The organism is Nonomuraea candida, from assembly GCF_000725485.1.
Taxonomy (GTDB): Bacteria; Actinomycetota; Actinomycetes; order Streptosporangiales; family Streptosporangiaceae; genus Nonomuraea; species Nonomuraea candida.
On the sequence record NZ_JOAG01000019.1, the window covers coordinates 178,726 to 198,778 of the forward strand.

Below are 20,053 nucleotides of genomic sequence, written 5' to 3' on the forward strand. Positions count from 1 at the left end.
GGCCCGCCCGGAGCCGCCCGCAGGCCGCCCGGCGGCCGCCCGGGGGCGTCACTCCCGGGCGGGAGGAGCGGGTCCCGGCCGGCCGGCGCGGCGGGTGCGCACGAGGTCGTACAGGGCGGCGGCCAGGGCGATGCAGACCGAGGAGACGACCACGACCAGGCCGTGCTCGAAGGCCGTCGCCCAGCCCTCGGCCAGCGAGCCGAAGAAGGTCGTGCCCGCCGCCGCGATGCCGATGGCCGAGCCCAGCCGCTGCCCGGTCTGCAGCACCCCGGCCGCGCTGCCCCCGCCCTCCGGCGGCACCTCCGACAGCGTGATGGCCTGGTTGGGCGCGATGACCAGGCCGCTGCCCATGCCCGCGACCAGCAGCGGCAGCGCGGTCGCCAGCCCCGCCGCCGGTCCGGGCACGAGCGCGGTGGCGCCCATGGTGGCCAGCAGCCCGGCGATCACCATGGTCAGCCCGATGGCGACCAGGCGCCGGCCCATGCGCGAGACGAGGCGCCCGCCGAGCAGGGCGGCCGAGGCCGAGCCGAGCGCGAACGGCGTGATCGCCAGGCCCGCCAGCAGCGCGCTGTAGCCGTGGCCGCTCTGGAGGTAGAGCGTGAAGATGAAGAAGATGCCGGTGAAGCCGGCGAAGTAGAACAGCGCGATGGCCGAGCCCAGGCTGTAGGAGCGCTTGCGGAACAACGTCAGGTCGACCAGCGGCTCGTGGCGGTAGAACCGCTCCCAGAGCACGAACCCCGCCAGCACCGCCAGCGCGCCCGGCACGAGCAGCCACTTGGCCGGGCTCTCCCACTGGTGCCGCTGGATGAACGGCAGCAGCAGCGCCGCCACGCCGATCCCGAGCAGCAGCACGCCCACCGGGTCCATGCTCGGGGGCCTGCGGTGGACGAGTTGCGGGCGCGGCAGCAACCGCCAGGCCAGCGGCAGCAGCACGGCCCCGATGGGCAGGTTCACCAGGAACACCCACCGCCAGCCGAAATCGGCCCCGAACACGGTCACCAGCGCGCCGCCGATGAGCGGCCCGGCGGCCGTGGACACGCCGATGGTGGCGCCGAGCGCGCCGAAGGCGCGGGCCCGCTCGTACCCCTGGAACATCTGCTGGATCAGGCCCGAGACCTGCGGGTTCAGCATGCCGGCCGCCATGCCCTGGACCAGGCGGGCCACGATGAGCACGTGCATGTTCCAGGCGAAGCCGCAGAACGCGCTGGAGAGCGTGAACAGCGCCACCGCCCACAGGAAGACCGTCCGGCGGCTCCTGGCGTCGCCCAGCCGCCCGGCGGGGACCAGGAGGAGGCCGAAGGTGAGCGCGTAGCCGGACAGCGTCCACTGCAACCCGTCGTCCGTGGCGTGCAGGCCCTCGCGGATCGAGGGCAGGGCGACGTTGACGATGCTCACGTCGAGCCCCGTCATGAACGCGGCGACCAGGCACACGGCCAGCGCCCGCCGCCGCGTGCCGTGCTCCCCGGCCGCCCCCTCCACGGGCTTCTGGTTCCCCTGCCGATCACGAAATATCGCCCGTCAAGGCTTTCTTTGCCCCCATCCAGCGAGTCTTCGTTTCGCGGCAAAAGCCGGGTAACGTGCCGATCATGAGCACGACGGCGGTCGAGCGGAACGGCATCAACGCGGTTCCCGAAAGCGAGCGGCACGGCCGGCCGCGAGACCTGTTCTGGCCCTGGGCCGGCGCCAACCTGTCCCTGTTCGGCGTGGCCTTCGGCGTCTACGTCGTCGGGCTCGGGCTCGGCGTGGTGCCCGCCATCCTCACCGGCGCGCTCGGGTACGTGCTGTCGTTCCTGCTCGTGGGCCTGGTCGCGATCGGCGGCGCGCGCTCCGGCGTGCCGACGATGACGCTGGGCCGGGCGCCCTTCGGCTACCAGGGCAACAAGCTGCCCACGCTCTTCTCCTACGTGTCGAACGTGGGGTGGGAGATCGTGCTCGTCACGCTCGCGGCACAGGCCGGCGCGGAGATCCTCAAGCGGGTCGCGCCCGGCGTGCCCACGACGACGACCACCGCCGTCTGCTTCGCGGTGGCGGCCGTCGCGGTGATCGCGGTCGGCGTGTACGGGCACGCGATGATCATGGTCGTGCAGCGCTACCTGACGTACGTGTTCGTCGTGCTGACCGTCGTCTACCTGGTCCTGATGGCCCCCAGGCTCGGCGTCTCGCTGGAGACCACGGCCGGGCCCGGCGGCTGGGCCGGCGGGGTCATCTTCGCCATGACCCTGCTCGGCCTGGGCTGGGTCAACTGCGGCGCCGACTACTCGCGCTACCTGCCGGCGGGCTCCCGGCCCCGCTCGGTGGCCCTGTGGACGACGCTCGGGGGCGCGCTGCCGCCACTGGTGCTGCTCGTGTTCGGCGTGCTGCTGGCGGGCGGCGACGCGCAGGTGGCCGAGGCGGCGGGCGCCAACCCGGTGGCGGCGCTGGCCGCGGCGCTGCCGACGTGGTTCCTGCTGCCGTACCTGCTGACCGCCATCGGCGGCTTCCTGGCCGGGGCGATCATGGACATCTACTCGTCCGGGCTGTCGATGCTGGCCCTGGGCGTGCCGGTCAGGCGGCACCACGCGGTGCTGATCGACGGGCTGCTCATGGTGCTCGGCGGCTACTACCTGCTGTTCGTCTCCACCAGCTTCCTGGCCACCTTCCAGGCGTTCCTGGCCATCGTGGGCGTGGTGATGGCCGCCTGGGTGGCGATCTTCCTGGTGGACATGTGGCGGCTGCGGGCCGGCGGCAGGGCGTACGACGAGCGGCTGCTGCGGGCGGGCGCGCCCGCGGTCAACGGGGCCGGACTGGTGTCGCTGGTGGTGGCCTCGGCCGTGGGGCTCGGGCTGATCACCTCGGCCGACGAGAACATCGCCCGGGTCGTCGGCTTCCTGATGAGCGAGGAGCTGAGGGGCGGCACCTTCGGGTCGGCGAACATCGGCGTGGTCATCGCGCTCGTGCTGGCCGGGCTGCTGTACTTCCTGATCACGGCGGTCACGAGGCCGCGTACCTGAGCGGCGGGGGTGTCCGTCAGGTTACGCTCGGTGAGTGACCATGGACGTTCCGCTGCGGATGCTGAGGTGGGCGGTGCACGTCACGGCCTGCGGGCTGCTCGCGATCGCCGTGACCGGCGCGCTGCGCGAGGGCCGCCCGGCCGTGGCCCTGGAGGGCGCGCTGCTCGGCCTGCTGTACGCCGCCGGCCCGCTCGTCTTCCTGGGCCGGCCCGTCGGGGAGCGGGTGTGGCTGGGCGTGGTGACCGTGGCGTGGATCGTGCCGGCCGTGGCGGCGCCGTCGTTCGTGTGGCTGGCCTTTCCGCTGCTCTTCGCCTACCTGCACGTGCTGCCGTTGTGGGGGGCGATGTTCGGGGTGGCGGTGCTGACGTCGGCGGCGGTCCTGGCGGCGGCCTGGCACGCGGGCGGGCTCAGCGTGCCGCTGCTGGTCGGGCCGGGGCTCGCGGCGGTCGTGGTGACGCTGCTGGCGCTGGCCTGCAAGGCGCTGCACGCCGAGGCCGAGCGGCACCGCGCGAAGTGAGCCCCCGGACGGTGAGGCTCAGGGCCGCCACGACGGCGTACGGTCAGGCCGTCACGATGGCGAAGTCGGGCGCGGGCCGGTCCAGCACCGCCACCAGCCGTTGCAGCACCGTCGTGTCGCCCTCGCGCTGCACGCCCTCCACGCCCCTGCCCGCCAGCAGGCCGACGAGCTGGGCCTTGGTCAGCCGCAGCGTCAGGTCCGCGGCGGCCCCGTCGCGCGGCGCGGGCTGCTGCACGAACACGCCGTTGGCCAGCGTCGTACGGTAACGCTCCCCCAGGTCGGTCAGGTGCCAGTCGATGGCCAGCCGCTCGTGCCAGGCGCGCGGCCCGTCCACGCGGACGGCGATCGAGTCGAAGATCTGCTCCACGGTCAGCGCGTTGAAGAAGTCGCGCGAGGCGGGGTCCACGGTGGCGGGCACGATGCCGTCGGCCAGCTCCATCGCCCCCATGAGGTAGCAGTTGCGCCAGGTGGCGTTCTCCGCGCCGTGCCCGAGCCGGGTGTAGACCTCGGCCAGCAGGTCGCGGGCCTCCTTGTTGCCCTCGTCGGCGAAGACGGCGTGGTTGAGGAGCTGGGCGGCGAAGCGCAGGTCGTTCTCGTCGATGTAGCGCCTGGCGAAGGCGACCACGGCCGCGCCGCCGCCGAGGCACTCGACGTACCGGACGGCGCTCTCCCTCGGCGGGTGCTCCCACAGGTGGGCGGGGTTGCCGTCGAACCAGCCCAGGTAGCGCTGGTAGATGGCCTTGACGTTGTGGCTGATGGAGCCGGAGTAGCCGTGCGTGTGCCAGACCTGCTCCAGGTCGGGCGGCAGGCGCACGATCTCGGCGATCTCGGGCCCCGTCAGGCCCTTGTTGAGCAGGCGCACGGTCTGGTCGTGCAGGTAGGCGTACAGGTCGCGCTGGCGGGTCAGGAAGTGCTCGATGCGCTCGCGGCCCCAGGTGGGCCAGTGGTGCGAGGCGAAGGCCACGTCGCTCTCCGCGGCGAACAGGGTGATGGCCTCGGTCAGGTAGCGGGCCCAGGCGCGGGCGTCGCGCACGGCCGACCCGCGCAGGGGCAGGATCGTGTGCTGGTTGTGGGTGGCGTTCTCGGCCAGGCACAGGGCCCGGTGGCCGGGGAAGAACACGTTCATCTCGGCGGGGGCCTCGGCGCCCGGCGTGAGCTGGAAGACCATCCGCACGCCGTCGATCGTCTCCTCCTGGCCGGTGCGGGCGATCTCGGCGGTGGGCGGGATGAGCGACATGGTGCCGGTGGAGGCGGTCATGCCGAGTCCGGCGCCGATCTGGCCGTCGGCGGAGCGGGGCAGGGCGGGGCCGTACATGTAGACGGCGCGGCGGACCATGGCAGGTCCGGCGTAGACGTTCTCGGCGACCGCGTGCTCCATGAAGCCGGCCGGGGCCAGGATCGGCACGTCGCCGCGGGTGACGCCGCGCACGCCGCCGAAGTGGTCGGCGTGCGCGTGGGTGTAGATCACGCCGGTGACGGGGCGGTCGCCGCGGTGGGCGCGGTACAGCCGGAGCGCGGCGGCGGCGCACTCGGTGGAGATCAGCGGGTCGATGACGACGACGCCGCGCTCCCCCTCGGCCAGCGTCATGTTCGACAGGTCCAGGCCGCGTACCTGGTAGATGCCGTCGGTGACCTCGTACAGGCCCTGTTTCGCGCACAACTGGCCCTGCCGCCAGAGGCCGGGATGGGCGGTGTCCGGGCAGTCCTCCTGGAGGAAGTCGTAGGAGTCGTTGTCCCACACGACCCGGCCGTCCAGGGTCGCGATCACTGCCGGGCTGAGCTTGGCGATGAAGCCGCGATCGGCGTCATCGAAGTCGTCCCTGTCGTGAAACGGAAGGTCTGCCATGCTCAGCCGCATGCCCGGAGTTTCCGACAAATAGCCCAATAAACCCCCTAAATAGGATGAACCTCTGACAAGTGCATGTGGTTGGCTGGTCCTGAGCTGATCGCCGATCGTCCGCGGGGGATTCATGGAAGCGTGCGTGTTCGACCTCGATGGTGTGCTGGTGGACTCCGAGCCGGTCTGGGAAGAGGTGCGCCGGGCGTTCGTCGCCGAGCACGGGGGCGCCTGGCAGGCCGACACGCAGTCCAGGCTGATGGGCATGAGCACCGGCGAGTGGGCCGCGTACCTGCACGAGCTGGGCGTGCGCCTGGCTCCCGAGGAGATCGCCCGCGGGGTCGTCGAGCGGATGGCCGGGCGCTACCGGGAGGAGGTGCCGCTGATGCCGGGGGCAGTGGCGGCGGTGCGGCGGTTGTCGGAGCAGGTCACGCTGGGGCTGGCCAGCTCCTCCCCGCGGCGGCTGATCGACGTGGTGCTGGCGGCCGCCGGGCTGGAGGAGTGCTTCGCGGCGACCGTCTCCACCGAGGAGGTGGCGCGCGGCAAGCCCGCCCCCGACGGCTACCTGGAGGCGGCCCGGCGCATGGAGGTCGATCCGCGCGGCTGCGTGGCGGTCGAGGACTCCAGCAACGGGCTGCGCTCGGCGCACGCGGCGGGCATGCGCGTCATCGCCGTGCCGCACCCGCGCTACCCGCCCGCGCCCGACGCCCTCGCCCTGGCCTGGCGCGTGCTGCCCGGCCTGGACGCGCTCACCCCCGAGTCTGTCTTGTGACCCCGGCGAGCCGGAGTCGCTCTCGTGGAACGCCGCCGCTCCTGGCTACCATTACGGAATCGTGCGAGACATCACCGTTTTCAGCGGCAGCGCTCACCCTGAACTGGCCGAGGAGATCTGCGCCCACCTGGGCACTCCCCTGCACCCCGTCCAAGTCCACCGCTTCGCCAACGACGTGCTCGAAGTGCAGCTCCAGGCCAACTGCCGGGAGCGCGACGTGTTCCTCATCCAGCCGCTCGTGCCGCCCGTCCAGGAGAACCTGGTCGAGCGGCTGCTCATGCTCGACGCCGCCCGCGGCGCCTCCGCGGCCAGGACGACCGTGGTGATGCCTCATTACGCCTATGCCCGAAGTGACAAGAAAGACGCGCCGCGCATCTCGATCGGGGCGCGGCTGGTCGCCGACCTGATGGTGGCCGCGGGCGCCAGCAGGGTGCTGGCCATGACGCTGCACTCGCCGCAGGTGCACGGCTTCTTCAGCGTCCCCGTGGACCACCTGCACGCGCTGCGCGAGCTGGCCGCGCACTTCCGCCGCTACGACCTGTCCAACACGGTCGTCGTCTCCCCCGACCTGGGCAACGCCAAGGAGGCCGCCCACTTCGCCCGCATGCTCGGCACCGGCGTGGCCATGGGCGCCAAGCAGCGCTTCAGCGACGACCGCGTGGTGATCAGCTCGGTGATCGGCGAGGTGTCGGGCAAGGACGTGATCGTCCTCGACGACGAGATCGCCAAGGGCAGCACGGTCATCGAGCTGCTCGACCGGCTGCGCGAGCGGAACGTGCGCTCGATCCGGGTGGCCTGCACGCACGGCCTGTTCGCCGGGGGCGCGATCGAGCGGCTGAGCGCGCTGCCCGAGGTCGAGGAGATCGTCTGCACCAACACGGTGCCGCCGCCCAAGCCGAGCGACAAGCTGACCGTGTTGTCGATCGCGCCCGCGCTGGCCGAGGCCATGCGCCGGATCCACGACGGCGAATCGGTGAGCGCCCTGTTCAGCACCCCCTGAACGGCTGCCGGCACCCTGGTGGTTCCGTCGCCGTGACCGGTGGCTGTGATCAGCGCTACCTTTCCAGCCGGGCGTGAATCGATCATAGTTTTCATCATGCACGCAGCGACGGAACGCCTTCTCGACCACTTCCTCGAGGGCGTCGAACCTGCCGTTCCCCTCGTCGCGCTCTGGGCGCACGGCTCGCTCGCGGCCGGCGACTACCAGCCGGAGCGCAGCGACCTCGACCTGATCGCGGTGCTCGACTCCGCCCCGACCATGGAGCACTGGCGGCGCATCAAGGCCGTGCACCGCAGGCTCCGGCTGCCGCTGGCCGAGCGGCTGCACTGCTCCTACCTGGCCAGGCAGGAGCTCGACGACCTCGCGGCCGAGCACATCACCTGGGCGCACGGGCACATCTTCCGCCGCCCCGTCACCGCGGTCACCCGGCGCGAGCTGCACGACAAGCCCCGCGTGCTGTACGGCCCGCCGCCCGCCGGGCTGCTGCCGCCGGTGTCCGACGCGGAGCTGACCCGGTTCGTCCGCACGGACCTGCGTGACTACTGGCTGGTCAAGGCCCAGGGGCGGCGGCGCTGGCTGCAGGACGTCTGGGTGGACCTGGGCATGCTGACGGTCGCCAGGGCCACGGTCACCCTGCGGGACGGGCGGCTGATCAGCAAGCGGGAGGCGCTGGACGTGCTGGCCGAGCTGGACGCGCCGGAGACGGTGGTGGCCGACATCCGCGCCCGCCGGTACGACACCCCGGCGCCGGTGCTGAGCCGGTTCAGGCGGGGCCGGCTGGCCCGGGCGTTCGTGCGGACGGCGATCAGGCGGGCGCTGGCCTGACGCATCCGTTTCCGCCGGGCAGGATGACAATGCGGATGAGGACTGTTACCTGCATGGAGAATTCGCGAATCACCATCACCTGAACCCGGGAAAGGGCGACACATGGGGGAAAGCAGGCGGTCCTATCTGCTGGCGGCGGCATCGGCGGTGTCGCTCCTGAACGACCCGGCCGTGGCGGCGTCGTGGGACAAGCCGAGCGCTCTGATGGAGTTCAGCGTCGCGGGGCTGGCCGGGCACCTGGCGCACCAGCTCGTCAGGGTCGGTGACGTGCTCGCGCCGAACGGTCAGGTCGGAGAGCCGGTCACGCTTCTTGAGCACTACTCGCGCTCGCCTTGGGTGCAGGCGGGCCTCGACCACGAGAGCAACCTCAGCGTGCGGCGCGGCGGCGAGGCGGCCGCGGCGGCCGGCCCCGCGGTGCTGGTCGAGCGGGCTCAGGCACTGCTGGAGATGCAGAACGCGGCGCTGGCCTCCGAGCCCGCCGACCGGGTTGTGCACCTGCCGTGGGCCGGCTGGTCGCTGCGGCTGGACGACTTCCTGCTCACCAGACTCGTGGAGTTGGTCGTGCACTCCGACGACCTGGCGGCCAGCGTGGGCGTGGGGACGCCCGAGCTGCCCGCGTGCGTGATCGATCCGGTGGTCGAGCTGCTGGCCCGCCTGGCCGTGCACCGCCACGGGCCCACGGCGGTCATCCGCACGCTGAGCAGGACCGAGCGCGCCCCGGCCACCATCAGCGCGTTCTGAGCCCGCAGGGCGCGGCTCAGGTCTTCACAGGGCGGGCCGGACCGCACGGCAGGCGCGGCTCAGGTCTTCCCGGGGGCCGAGCCGCACGGCAGGCGCGGCTCGGCTTTCCAGGGGCGGGCCGTGCCGCCGGGCGGCGTCACTTTCCCGGGTCGTGCACGCTGACCTCGGGATAGTCCTTGACCTCGGTGTGCTTGCCCAGCAGGTGCCGGTCGAGGAAGCCCGCCAGGTGGGCCCGGGTGATCTCCAGGGCGCGGGCGCCGTCCAGCTTCTGCGAGGGCAGGCCGAGCTGCGACCTGAGCACGGCGTAGTCGACGAACGACGAGTGGTCCGCGCCCTTCACGGTGACCCACCGCTTCCAGCCGGTCAGCTTCCGCCAGGCCGCCTTCCAGCTCTCGTCGGTGCCGCCGGGGGTGTGCGAGTCGGCCGCGCCGATCAGCAGGAACGGCCGCTTGACCGGCTTGGTGAGCCGGTAGGTGCCGTCCAGGTTGGCGCCGGCTTTGATCCGGCGGTCGGCGATCACGGCCTGGGAGGCGGCGTACCCGCCGATCGAGTGGCCGACCATGGCGATGCGCGACCGGTCGATCCGCTCGCCCCACCGGCCGCCGAGCAGCTCGTCGAGCACGAAGCTCACGTCCTTGACCCGGCTCCCGGCGACCTTCGCGTGGTCCTGGCCCTTCACGCAGGCCAGGCAGGAGGTGGTGCGGCCGTCGGGGAAGGTGGTGGCGACCGACTCGTACGTGTGCTCCACGGCCGCGACCAGGTAGCCCCTGCTCGCGAAGTCCTCGGCCAGCGAGGTCAGCGTGTGGCGCGGGAAGCTGAACCCCGGCGACATGACGACCAGGGGCCGCCGGCCGGCGGCGGCGGGGGCGCCGGCGCGGGCGTGCGTCCTGACCCCCACGAGCGCCTCCGGGTCCACCTCGTAGTTCTTGAGCACCGCCCGGGACTCCTCCTCGGTGAGGTACGGCGCCGCCCGGCCGGTCGCCTTCTCGGCCGGGTACCAGAGCGAGACCATGAGCTCCCGCCGGTCCGCCTCCGGGTTCCACGGGTCGCGGCGGTCCTCGTCCACCAGGTGGAGGCTCGCGAAGCCGACGGGCCGGGACCCGGTCGGCGCGGGCAGCTCGCCCCGCTGCGCCTGGGCGGGGGCGGAGACCTGGGCCGGGGCGGACGCCTGGGCCGGGGCGGCGGCCAGGGTGGTCAGGGCCGTGGACACGGCGGCGAGGGCCGCGACGGCCGAGGTCCCTGCGAAGGTCACCCGGGCGGTCTTGTGCGGGGCCCGGCGGTTGGTTGTCTGCATGGGGACCACGCTGCCGGTCCCGGGCCGGGGAGCGTACGCGGCGATCGTCGACCGGCTCCCCCTACTTTCGTCGTAAAGCCCTCCCGGCCCGCCCCCATAGGCTGTGGCCATGCGTTTCGTCCTGCTCGGCGCGGGCGTCTTCGCGGTGTCGCTGTTCGTCCTGACCGGGCAGATGGGGGTGCCGTCGGGCCTGCCGCTGCCGTTGATGCTCGCCATCGCCGCCGCGGCGGGGGTGGCCGCCTGGCACGCGCGGCGCTCCTGGTGGCCGCTGGCCGCCGTCGCCGCGATCGCCTACGCCTGGCTGGTGATGTGGCCGCCGCTGATGGTGGCCTCCTACTTCGCGGGCCGCACCCTCGACAGGACCCGTGGCCTGGCCGCCTACCTCGGCGGCTGCCTGGCGGTGTGCGGGCTCTCCGCGGTGATCGGCGAGGCGCGCGACGGCCTCCAGGAGATGCTGACCGCGACCCTGGGCAACGCGCTGTTCATGGCGCTGGGTGTGATCGGGCTGCCGGTGGCCGTCGGGTTGTGGACGCGGGCCAGGAGCGAGGTGCTGGCGGCGGCCAGGGAGCGCGCGGAGCGGCTCGAACGCGAGCAGGTCATGCGGGCCGAGCAGGCCAGGATCCAGGAGCGGGCCAGGATCGCCCGGGAGATGCACGACGTCGTCGCCCACCGGGTCTCGCTCATGGTGCTGCACGCGGGGGCGCTGGAGGTGCGCACGGCCGACGAGGAGAGCGCGCGGGCCGCCGCCATGATCGGCGAGATCGGCAGGGAGGCGCTGGCCAACCTGCGCGACGTGCTCGGTGTGCTGCGCGCGCCCCGTCCCGGGGGGATCGACGCCGGCCACCGGCCGCAGCCCACGCTCGGCGACCTCGACCGGCTGCTCGACCAGACCCGCGCCCTGGGCATCGCGGTGACCAGGCACGACGAGGGCGAGCCGCGGCCGGTGGAGGAGACCGTGGAGCGGACGGCGTACCGGGTGATCCAGGAGGCGCTCACCAACGTGCACAAGCACGCGGGAGACGCCGGCACCGACGTGCGCCTGCGCTACGGCGACGGCGAGCTGGAGGTGGAGGTGCGCAACCAGGCGCCCCACGGGCCGCGCGAGGCACCGCACGCGGCGCGCGAGGCGCTGCCCGGCGCGGGCTGGGGCCTGGTGGGACTGCGGGAGCGGGTGGAGCTGCTCGGCGGCACGCTGCGCACCACGGCCGACGAGAGCGGCGGCTTCGTCGTCAGCGCCAGGATCCCCGCATGACCGGATTCATCACGAACGTCAGGAGGCCCCGCGTGATCGGGTTCCGCATGATCGGGTTCCGCGTGGTCGCCGGGGTTGCGGCGTGATCAGGGTGCTCGTCGTGGACGACGAGGAGCTCGTACGCTCCGGGCTGCGGCTGATCCTGGAGGCGGCCGGCGACATCGCGATCGCCGGGGAGGCCCGTGACGGCGAGGAGGCCGTGGCGGCGGTGCGGCGGCTGCGGCCCGAGGTCGTGCTGATGGACGTCCGCATGCCGGGCACCGACGGCCTGGCCGCCGCCGCCCGCATCCTGGCGGCGCCGGACGCGCCCAAGCTGATCATGCTGACCACGTTCGACCTGGACGAGTACGTCCACGAGGCCCTGCGCATGGGCGCGGTCGGCTTCCTGCTCAAGGACACCCCGCCGAGAGAGCTGGCCGCGGCCGTCCGCACGGTCGCGGGCGGCCAGGCCATGCTCTCCCCGTCCGTCACCAGGCGCCTGATCGCCTCCTACGCCCACCGCGCCCCCTCCCGCGCGGACCTGGCCCGCAAGCAGCTCACCGCGCTCACCGACCGGGAGGAGGACGTGATCAGGGCGCTGGCCCGCGGCCTGTCCAACGCCGAGATCGGCCGCGAGCTGCGCCTCACGGAGGCGACGGTGAAGGCGCACGTCAGCCGGGTGCTGGCCAAGCTGGGCCTGGCCAACCGGGTCCAGGCGGCCATCCTGGTCCACGACGCCGACCTCGGCTGACCGCCGCACCCCACGACCGCCACGCCGTAGGACCGCCGCACCCCACGACCGCCGCGCGCGCGGGCCACCACGAGCCGGGAGCCGCCACGAGCCGGGCGGCCGGCGCGCGTCAGGTGGTGGTCGCGGCGTAGTGGCAGGCGGTCTGCGCCTCGGGCACGGCGGGCAGGATGTCGAGCAGCTCGCCCCGGCACCGCGCGTCCACCCCGGCCTCGGCCGCCTGCCCCGAGGCGAGCACCTGGCAGCGGGCGTGGAAGCGGCACCCGCCGGGGATCCTGGTCGGGTCCGGCGGCTCGCCGGTCAGCACCACCCGCTCGGGCGACTCGGGCAGCACCGACATCAGGGCCTGCGTGTACGGATGGCGCGGCGCCGTCAGCACCTGCTCCACCGGCCCCGACTCGACGATCCTGCCCAGGTACATCACGGCCACCCGGTCGGCGATGTTCCAGGCCAGGCCCAGGTCGTGGGTGACGACCAGCGCCGACAGCCCCAGCTCCGAGCGCAGCCGCAACAGCAGGGCCAGGATCTCGCCGCGTACGGAGGCGTCCAGCGAGGCCACCGGCTCGTCGGCGATCAGCACCTTCGGGTCGAGCGCCAGCGCGCCCGCGATCACCACGCGCTGCCGCTGCCCGCCGGACAGCTCGTGCGGGTAACGCAGGAAGAACCGGTCGGGCGGCCGCAGCCCGGCCCGGGACAGGGCGGTGGTCACGATCTCGCGCTCGTCGGGCAGGCCGTGGATGCGGGGCCCCTCGGCGACGGCCTCGTACACGGTGTGCCGGGGGTTGAGCGAGCCCATCGGGTCCTGGAGGACGAGCTGCACCTGCCTGCGGTAGTCCTTCAGCGCCCGGGAGGAGTAGCTCAGGGGCGCGCCGCCGTAGCGCACCTCGCCGGAGGTGGGGCGTTCGAGGCCGAGCAGCGTGCGGGCGAGGGTGGTCTTGCCGCAGCCGGACTCGCCGACCAGGGCGACGATCTCGCCCGCGCCGACGGCCAGGTTCACGCCGTCCACGGCGCGGGCGCGCCGCCCCCGGGAGGAGAACTGGACGTGCAGGTCGCGGGCCTCCAGCAGGGCGCGCCCGGTGGTCGCGACCGCCTCGGCGGTGGTCTGCGTCTCGGTCACGAGGCTTCCTCCTTCTCCCTGACGTGCACGCAGGCCGCCGTACGGTCCGGCCCGGCCGGCCACAGCTCGACGTCCAGCGACGCGCAGCCGTCGAGGGCGACGGGGCAGCGCGGGTGGAACGAGCAGCCGCCGGGCAGCCGCATCGGGTCGGGCGGGTCGCCGCCCAGGCCCCTGGGCGCCATCCGCGAGGCCGGGTCGCCCACGGTGGGGAACGCCGCGGCCAGCGCCCGGCTGTAGGGGTGGCGGGCGGCGTGGAACACCTCGGCTGACGGGCCGTGCTCGATGACGCGGCCGGCGTACATGACGGCGAGCCGGTCGCAGACGTCGGCGAGCACCGACAGGTCGTGCGAGATCATGATCAGCGAGATGCCGTGCTCGGCCACCAGCTCCTTGATCAGGGTCAGCACCTGGGCCTGCACCATCACGTCGAGCGCGGTGGTCGGCTCGTCGGCGATGATCAGCTTGGGCGCGCAGGCCAGCGCCATCGCGATCATCACGCGCTGCCGCTGCCCGCCGGATAGCTCGTGCGGGTAGCTGCGGGCCCGCCAGGCGGGCAGGCCGACCTGGTCGAGCAGTTCGGCGACGCGCTTGCGGGCGGCCTCGGGCCTGGCCAGGTCGTGCACGAGCAGCGGCTCGGCGATCTGGTCGCCGATCCTGCGCACGGGGTTGAGCCCGTGCTGCGCGCCCTGGAAGACGATCGAGGCCCCGGCCCAGCGCACGGCGCGCAGGCGGCCCCACTTCATGGCGAGCACGTCCTCGCCGTCGAGCAGGATGCGGCCGCCGATGCGGGCGTCCTTCGGCAGCAGCCGCAGGAGCGCCATGGCCAGCGTCGACTTGCCCGACCCCGACTCGCCGGCGATGCCGAGCGCCGATCCGGAGCCGAGCGTCAGCGACACCCCGCGCACGGCGGGCACCTCGCCCGCCGCGATGCGGTACGTCACGGACACGTCGTCGAGTTCGAGCAGCCCCGCGCCGGGAGTCCCGGGCTGCCGTGCCTGCTGTGTCGTCTCGCTCACGCGGCCCTCCTCAGCCGGGGGTTGAGCACGGCCTCCAGGGCGCGTCCGACGAGGGTGAACGCCATGACGACGACGAGGATGGCCAGGCCGGGGATGAGGATGTACCACCAGGCGCCCTCGTTGGCGGCGCCGAAGTCGTAGGAGGCGCGCAGCATGGTCCCCCACGAGGTCTTGTTCGAGCTGGCCCCGAGGAAGGCCAGCGTGGACTCGGTGACGATCGCGCTGGCCACCTCCAGCGTGGTGCTGGCCAGCAGCAGCGGCGCCACGTTCGGCAGCACGTGCCGGGTGGTGATGTGCCAGTGCCCGGCCCCGAGCGCCTTGGAGCGCTCGATGTAGGGCCTGGCCTCGACGGCCAGTGTCTGGGCCCTGATCAGGCGGGCGGTGGCCGGCCAGGTCGTGATGCCGATGGCCATGATGATCGTGAACGTGCTGCCGCCCAGCACGGCCGCCAGCACCAGCGCCGTGACCAGCGAGGGCAGCACCAGGAACCAGTCGGTGACCCGCATCAGGGCGGCGCCCGGCCAGCCGCGGAAGTGCCCGGCGGCCACGCCGACCACCAGGCCGATGACGATGCTGAGCAGCGCGGCGAGGAAGCCGATGAGCAGCGACGTGCGCGAGCCCCACCAGACCATCAGCAGGATCGAGCGGCCCGACTCGTCGGTGCCGAACGGCTCGCTCAGGCTCGGCGGCGCCCATTTCTCCCCGACGCCCTCGATGACGCTGGTCACGTTCTCGCTGATGAACAGCGGCGCCACCAGCGCGAGCAGCACCGCGGCGACGAGCACGACCAGGCCGATCACGCCGCCGCGGTGGTGACGGAACTCGGCCCAGAAGCGGCTCAGCGCCAGCCGCCTGCGGGCCGTGGAGACACTGGTCACGCCGACCTCACCCTCGGGTCGAGTATGTGGTAGACCACGTCGGCCAGCGTGTTCATGACGATCACGGCCACCGTGATCAGCAGGAAGGTGCCCTGCATGAGCGTGAAGTCCGGCACGCTGATCGCCGCGTAGAACAACTGCCCCAGCCCGGGCCAGGTGTAGATCGTCTCGACGGTGACCGCGCCGCCGACCACGAAGCCGACGCGCATGAAGACCAGCGTCACCGTGGGCAGCAGGGCGTTGGGCACGGCGTGGCGGCGGCGCACCTCGTCGTCGCGCAGCCCCTTGGCGCGGGCCACCGTGACGTAGTCCTGGCTGACCTCCTCGATCAGCGACGAGCGCATGACCAGGAGGTACTGCGCGTAGACCACGGCCACCAGCGTCAGGCAGGGCAGCACCATGTGGGAGGCCACGTCCAGCACGTACGCGAAGCCGTCGGGCGCGTCGACGCTCTCGATGCCCCGGAACGGCAGGATGCCCGGGATCGGCCCGATGCCGACGCCGAACACCATCATGAGCAGCAGCCCGAGCCAGAACGTCGGCACCGACCAGAGCAGCAGGGACGCCCCGGTGGAGAACCGGTCGAACCGGCTGCCGTGCCGCCACCCGGCCCGCGTGCCCTGCCAGATGCCGAGGCTGACCGCGATCACCAGGCCGGTGCCGGCCAGCAGCAGCGTCGGCCCCAGCCGCTCGCCGATGAGGTCGATGACGGGGCGCTTGTACTCGTACGACATGCCGAGGTCGAGCCTGAGCGTGTCACCGACGAAGTCGATGAACTGGTCGATCAGCGGCTTGTCCAGGCCGAGCCGCCGGCGCTCGGCGTCGAGCTGGTCCGGGGTCATGTTGCGGCCCTGGGCCATGTTCCGCACCGGGTCGCCGGGCAGCAGCCGGAACACGAAGAACGTGCCGACGAGCACCATGGCGATGCCGAACAGCGCCCCACCGAGCTTCGACAGCGCGTACCGCAGCACGCCGCGACCGGTGGGGCGCTCCTCACCAGGGCCCGCCGCCTGGGCGGCGGCGGGCTCTGCTGCTTCGAGCGGAGTCGTCATTCGCGTTCGTCTGCGGTGCTCTTGCGCCGCCTGGTCAGGAGGAAGGCCGCCAGTCCGATGACCACCACGCCGCCCACGACGCCGGCGATGAGGCCGGTGTTGGAGCCGCCGCCGGCGCCGCCGCCACTGGCCGCCGTGGCCTTGACGTCCACGGTGTAGAACGGCCAGTAGCTGCTGCCGCCGTAGAGCAGGCCCTTGTCCTCGGGGATCGGGGTGATGCTGGTGATCCGGTCCTTGCGGTAGCCCTCAAGGTCGTTGGTGTAGTAGATCGCGATGATCGGGGCCTGCGTGTAGAGGCGCTCCTGCATCTGCTTGAGCAGGTCGATGCGCTTGGGCCGGTCGAGCTCCTTGAGCTGCTCCTGGTAGAGCTTCTCGAAGGTGTCGTCGCAGAAGAACGACTCGGTGCCGCCGCCCTCGCCGCCCGGCGCCGGCCTGCGGCTGCACAGGTGGGTCGCCATGACCTCCTCAGGGTCGGGGTTGACCGACCAGCCGCTGATGGCGATGTCGAAGTTGCCGGTGATGCCGGTCTCCTCGGTGAACTTGCTGGAGTCCAGCTTGACCGTGGTCAGCGTGATGCCGACCTCCTTGAAGAAGGCGGTCAGGTACTCGGCGAGCTTGTCCTCGATCGGCGTCTCGGTGTGGATGGTGAAGCGGAACTCCAGCTTGCGGTCGCCGTCGGGCATCGTACGGACGCCGTCGGAGCCCTTCTTGTAGCCCGCGTCGTCGAGGATCTGGTTGGCCTTGGCCGGGTCGTAGGTGACCTTCTCCTCGCCGGTGGCCTCCCAGAAGAAGTCCTTGTACATCGGCGGCACGATCGAGCCGTCGGCGGGCTTGGCCAGGCCGTTCTGCACCTCGTCGACGAGCTTCTGCTTGTCGATGGCGTGGTGCAGGGCCTGGCGCACCTTGAGGTCCTTCAGCGCCGGGTGGCCGTCGCCGGTGGGCTTGTCGTCGGTGGTGGTGGCGCCGTGGTTGATCTGCAGGTACGCCGCCCGGCGGCCCTGGGTGTTCCACGCCTCGATGTTCGGGTCGTTCTGGATGGCCTCGAACTCCTGCGGGGTCATCCGGCCCAGCAGGTCGATGTCACCCTTCTTCAGTCCGGCGATCGCGGCCTGCGGGTTGTCGTAGAAGATGACCTGCAGCTCGTCGACCTTGGGCTTGCCCCGCCAGTAGCCGGGGTTGGCCTGCAGCTTGACGTACTGGTCCTTCTTGTGCTCGACGGCGAAGTACGGGCCGCTGCTGACCGTCGGGTACTTCTCGGCGTCGTAGTTGGTCATGTCGGTGACCGACTCCCAAGCGTGCTTGGGCATGATCGGGATCGGGTTCTCCAGCATCGACGCCTGCGGCGACTTGAGCTTGATCACCAGGTCCTGGCCGTTGGCGGTGACGCTCTCGAAGTTCTCCACCGCGGGGCCGTTGGCGGTCTTGGCGGCCTCGTCGGTCATGATCTTGTTGAACGTCCAGGCCGCGTCCTCGGCCGTGATCGGCTTGCCGTCGGACCACTTGGCGGCGCGGATCTTGAAGGTCCACGTGAGGCCGTCCTCGGACGTGGTCCACGACTCGGCCAGGTCGGGGCTGGGCTGCAGCGTCTTGGAGTCGGGGACCGTGAGGAAGCCGTACATCCAGCGGTGGATCGACGTGGAGACCACGCGGACCGCGAGGAAGGGGTTCATCGAGTCCATGGCCTGCGTCGCACCGATGCGCATGATCTTCTTCCCCGCCGCGGGGTCCTGCGCCAGGGCGGCCGTGGTGCCTTGACCGGCCACTAATAGCGCGACGCCCAGCGCAGCCAGGCGTGCGAACCATCTCCTCATAAGTGCCTCACCTTCAGGCGGGGGGTTCCTGTGTAGAGAAAGGCACACCATACGGAGTCCGCATGTCAACGAGTGGCGGAAAATTGTTTCATCTTCGTTTCCTGAGGCGGTGTAAATTTTCAGCGCTTATGGCACTACGGTGACCTGGTGCCCCGTACGCTCACCGCTCTCACCGCCGTCGTCATCGTCGTGTGCGGGCTCGGGGTGCGGGCCCTGTGGGACGGCCCCGTGCCGAAATACGCGGGCGACGCGCTCTACACCGCCATGATCTACGCCGTGGCGGTGTTCGCGCTACCGAGGCTGCGGCCCCGGGCCGCCGCGGCGGTGTCGTGCGGGCTGAGCTGGATCATCGAGTTCGCCCAGCTCGGCACCATCCCCGAGGTCCTGCGGCCGGTGCTGGGCAGCACGTTCAACCCGCCCGACCTGCTCTGGTACGCCGTGGGCGCCGTCGCCTGCCTGGCCGCCCACGCCGCGTGGCTGTCATCCCGCCATCGCCTGCGTGCCGAGGACGCCGAGCAGGGCTAGCCGTTCGGCGTCCTCCGTGCCGGGCTCGGCCGTGTAGATCATGATGCGCAGGTCGCTGCCCGCCACGCTGAGCACGTCGCAGTCGAGCGTCACAGGCCCCACCACCGGATGGTCGATGGTCTTGCGGCCGGCCTCCTGCTGCCCGACGGCGCCGGCGTCCCACAACTCGGCGAACCGCTCGCTCGCGGCCCGCAGCTCCTCGATCAGCCGCCGCAGCCGCGGGTCGTCGGGATAGCGCCCGGCGGTCGCGCGCAGGTCGGAGACCAGCGAGGCCTCGAACCTGCGCCGCTCCTCCGGCGTCTGTCTGACCCGGCCGCAGGGGCCGACGAAGTTGCGCCACACGCCGTTGCGCTCGTTGCCGCGCCAGCCCGACGGGTCGCCCTGCAGCGCCGCGTAGAGCGGGTTGGCCAGCAGCAGCGTCCAGGCCGCGTCATAGACGCCGACGGCCGCGCCGGTCAGCCGGTCGAGCAGCCGCTGCACGCTCGGCGTGATGTACGCCGGCACCGTCTCCGGCCCCGGCGGCACCAGCCCGGCCAGCCGGAACAGGTAGGCCCGCTCCTCCGGCGCCAGCCGCAACGCCCGCGCCAGCGCCTCGACGATCTGGGGCGACGGGTTGGTGGCCCGGCCCTGTTCGAGCCTGGTGACGTAGTCGACCGAGATCCCGGCCAGCATCGCCAGCTCCTCGCGGCGCAGCCCGGCCGCGCGCCGGTGCCCGCCGGCGGGCAGCCCGGCCGCCTCCGGCCGCGCGCGGTCGCGGAACCGCCGCACCGCCTGCCCGAACTCTCGCATGCCTCCAGTGTGCCTCTCCCGCCCGGAACCTACCTGGCACTGGTGGTCCCAGGAAGACGGGACGAATGGCTGAGCCCGCCGGGTCGCCGCAGGCTGGGGTCATGACGACGACACTGATCACCGGGGCGAACAAGGGCCTCGGCTTCGAGACCGCCCGCCGGCTCATCGCGGCGGGCCACACCGTCTACCTCGGCAGCCGCGACGAAGGCCGCGGCCGGGCCGCCGCCGAGCGGCTGGGCGCGCGGCTGCTCCTCCTCGACGTGACCGACGACGCCTCCGTGGCCGCCGCGGCGAAGGCCGTCGAGGCGGACGGCGGGCTGGACGTGCTGGTCAACAACGCCGGCGTCGAGGGACGCACGGCCGGCGGCGGCGTGATCGGCGCGGCCGACGTGACCGCCGACGACCTGCGCACGATCTTCGAGACGAACGTGTTCGGCCTGGTCCGCGTCACGCACGCGTTCCTGCCGCTGCTGCGGCGCTCGGCCGCGCCCGTCGTGGTGAACGTCAGCAGCGGGCTGGCCTCCCTGACCGTCGCCACCACCGAGGGCACGCCGGCGTACGCCTACCCCGGGGTGGCCTATCCGGCCTCCAAGGCGGCGGTGAACATGATCACCGTGCAGTACGCCAAGGCGTTCCCCGAGATGCGGATCAACGCGGTGGAGCCCGGCTACACGGCGACGGACCTGAACCACCACACCGGCACGCAGACGGTCGAGGAGGGCGCGGAGATCATCGTACGGATGGCACAGGTCGGCCCCGACGGCCCCACCGGCGGCTACTTCGCCGCCCACGGCCCCCTGCCCTGGTGACCAGCGGCCTTCCGCCCCGGCCACCCCGGCCGGTGGGGTCGGCGGGGCCGGCGGGGCGGGGGGGGGGGGGCGGGGAACTGATTCGCCCTCCGCTCGCCCCG

19 protein-coding genes are annotated in these 20,053 nt (G+C 72.5%); 10 read left to right on the top strand and 9 right to left on the bottom strand.

The genetic code is table 11. The features are described 5' to 3' along the window. Window positions 1-48: 48 nt before the first annotated feature. Window positions 49-1,479 carry an MFS transporter gene (locus IO39_RS19945; RefSeq protein WP_043625105.1) on the bottom strand — a complete coding sequence of 477 codons (1,431 nt, stop codon included), beginning with the start codon at window positions 1,477-1,479 and terminating at the stop codon, window positions 49-51. Window positions 1,480-1,586: 107 nt separating this feature from the next. Between IO39_RS19945 and IO39_RS19950 the strand changes: the two genes are divergently transcribed. Both IO39_RS19950 and IO39_RS19955 read left to right on the top strand, forming a co-directional pair. After that, entirely contained in the window at window positions 1,587-2,990 is a 1,404-nt protein-coding gene (locus tag IO39_RS19950) for a purine-cytosine permease family protein (RefSeq protein ID WP_043625380.1), read from the top strand. A 34-nt stretch (window positions 2,991-3,024) separates the two neighbouring features. Next, complete coding sequence (locus IO39_RS19955) at window positions 3,025-3,507, top strand: hypothetical protein (protein ID WP_157548641.1); 483 nt, start codon at window positions 3,025-3,027, stop codon at window positions 3,505-3,507. 43 nt (window positions 3,508-3,550) lie between these two features. Here the strand turns inward: IO39_RS19955 and IO39_RS19960 are convergent, their stop codons facing one another. After that, complete coding sequence (locus IO39_RS19960; RefSeq protein WP_043625386.1) at window positions 3,551-5,353, bottom strand: alkyl/aryl-sulfatase; 1,803 nt, start codon at window positions 5,351-5,353, stop codon at window positions 3,551-3,553. Window positions 5,354-5,489: 136 nt separating this feature from the next. Between IO39_RS19960 and IO39_RS19965 the strand changes: the two genes are divergently transcribed. The 4 genes from IO39_RS19965 (at window position 5,490) to IO39_RS19980 (ending at window position 8,682) form a co-directional block, all read left to right on the top strand. After that, window positions 5,490-6,116, top strand: a complete 627-nt coding sequence (locus tag IO39_RS19965; protein WP_211267073.1) for an HAD family hydrolase — start codon at window positions 5,490-5,492, stop codon at window positions 6,114-6,116. A 61-nt stretch (window positions 6,117-6,177) separates the two neighbouring features. Then, window positions 6,178-7,116, top strand: coding sequence for a ribose-phosphate diphosphokinase (locus IO39_RS19970; RefSeq protein ID WP_043625109.1), 939 nt, complete (start codon window positions 6,178-6,180; stop codon window positions 7,114-7,116). Window positions 7,117-7,212: 96 nt separating this feature from the next. Next, entirely contained in the window at window positions 7,213-7,941 is a 729-nt protein-coding gene (locus IO39_RS19975; RefSeq protein WP_043625111.1) for a nucleotidyltransferase domain-containing protein, read from the top strand. 102 nt (window positions 7,942-8,043) lie between these two features. Then, window positions 8,044-8,682 carry a maleylpyruvate isomerase N-terminal domain-containing protein gene (locus IO39_RS19980; RefSeq protein WP_043625113.1) on the top strand — a complete coding sequence of 213 codons (639 nt, stop codon included), beginning with the start codon at window positions 8,044-8,046 and terminating at the stop codon, window positions 8,680-8,682. 136 nt (window positions 8,683-8,818) lie between these two features. On the opposite strand, the gene IO39_RS19985 is transcribed toward IO39_RS19980, so the two are convergent. Continuing rightward, complete coding sequence (locus tag IO39_RS19985) at window positions 8,819-9,976, bottom strand: alpha/beta hydrolase family protein (RefSeq protein ID WP_063765314.1); 1,158 nt, start codon at window positions 9,974-9,976, stop codon at window positions 8,819-8,821. Between the two features lie 109 nt (window positions 9,977-10,085). Between IO39_RS19985 and IO39_RS19990 the strand changes: the two genes are divergently transcribed. Beyond that, a complete protein-coding gene (locus IO39_RS19990) occupies window positions 10,086-11,228 on the top strand; it encodes a sensor histidine kinase (protein WP_043625116.1) in 1,143 nt (380 codons plus the stop codon). Between the two features lie 82 nt (window positions 11,229-11,310). Beyond that, window positions 11,311-11,958, top strand: coding sequence for a response regulator (locus IO39_RS19995; RefSeq protein WP_043625121.1), 648 nt, complete (start codon window positions 11,311-11,313; stop codon window positions 11,956-11,958). 109 nt (window positions 11,959-12,067) lie between these two features. On the opposite strand, the gene IO39_RS20000 is transcribed toward IO39_RS19995, so the two are convergent. From IO39_RS20000 to IO39_RS20020, 5 genes are read right to left on the bottom strand one after another with little or no spacing between them, the layout of a single operon-like run. Then, window positions 12,068-13,072 (bottom strand): ABC transporter ATP-binding protein, encoded by a 1,005-nt coding sequence (locus IO39_RS20000; protein WP_052423096.1) that lies wholly within the window; start codon window positions 13,070-13,072, stop codon window positions 12,068-12,070. After that, window positions 13,069-14,037: an ABC transporter ATP-binding protein gene (locus IO39_RS20005; RefSeq protein WP_043625395.1), complete on the bottom strand. Its 969-nt coding sequence runs from the start codon at window positions 14,035-14,037 to the stop codon at window positions 13,069-13,071. The genes IO39_RS20000 and IO39_RS20005 overlap by 4 nt, the downstream gene beginning before the upstream one ends. A 47-nt stretch (window positions 14,038-14,084) precedes the next feature. Then, complete coding sequence (locus tag IO39_RS20010) at window positions 14,085-14,966, bottom strand: ABC transporter permease (RefSeq protein ID WP_043625124.1); 882 nt, start codon at window positions 14,964-14,966, stop codon at window positions 14,085-14,087. Continuing rightward, window positions 14,963-16,018 carry an ABC transporter permease gene (locus tag IO39_RS20015; protein WP_043625127.1) on the bottom strand — a complete coding sequence of 352 codons (1,056 nt, stop codon included), beginning with the start codon at window positions 16,016-16,018 and terminating at the stop codon, window positions 14,963-14,965. Before IO39_RS20015 ends, IO39_RS20010 begins: the two co-directional genes overlap by 4 nt. Then, window positions 16,015-17,829: an ABC transporter substrate-binding protein gene (locus IO39_RS20020; RefSeq protein WP_043625130.1), complete on the bottom strand. Its 1,815-nt coding sequence runs from the start codon at window positions 17,827-17,829 to the stop codon at window positions 16,015-16,017. Before IO39_RS20020 ends, IO39_RS20015 begins: the two co-directional genes overlap by 4 nt. Before the next feature lie 147 nt (window positions 17,830-17,976). Here IO39_RS20020 and IO39_RS20025 point away from each other — a divergent pair, with 147 nt between their 5' ends. Then, the gene (locus tag IO39_RS20025) at window positions 17,977-18,354 is read left to right on the top strand and encodes a ribosomal maturation YjgA family protein (protein ID WP_063765308.1); all 378 of its coding nucleotides are present in this window, start codon (window positions 17,977-17,979) and stop codon (window positions 18,352-18,354) included. Here the strand turns inward: IO39_RS20025 and IO39_RS20030 are convergent. Further along, a complete protein-coding gene (locus IO39_RS20030; RefSeq protein ID WP_043625133.1) occupies window positions 18,310-19,143 on the bottom strand; it encodes a helix-turn-helix transcriptional regulator in 834 nt (277 codons plus the stop codon). The genes IO39_RS20025 and IO39_RS20030 overlap by 45 nt on opposite strands. Window positions 19,144-19,244: 101 nt before the next feature. On the opposite strand from IO39_RS20030, the gene IO39_RS20035 reads away from it, so the two are divergent. Beyond that, window positions 19,245-19,952, top strand: a complete 708-nt coding sequence (locus IO39_RS20035) for an SDR family NAD(P)-dependent oxidoreductase (RefSeq protein ID WP_043625136.1) — start codon at window positions 19,245-19,247, stop codon at window positions 19,950-19,952. Window positions 19,953-20,053: the final 101 nt, after the last annotated feature.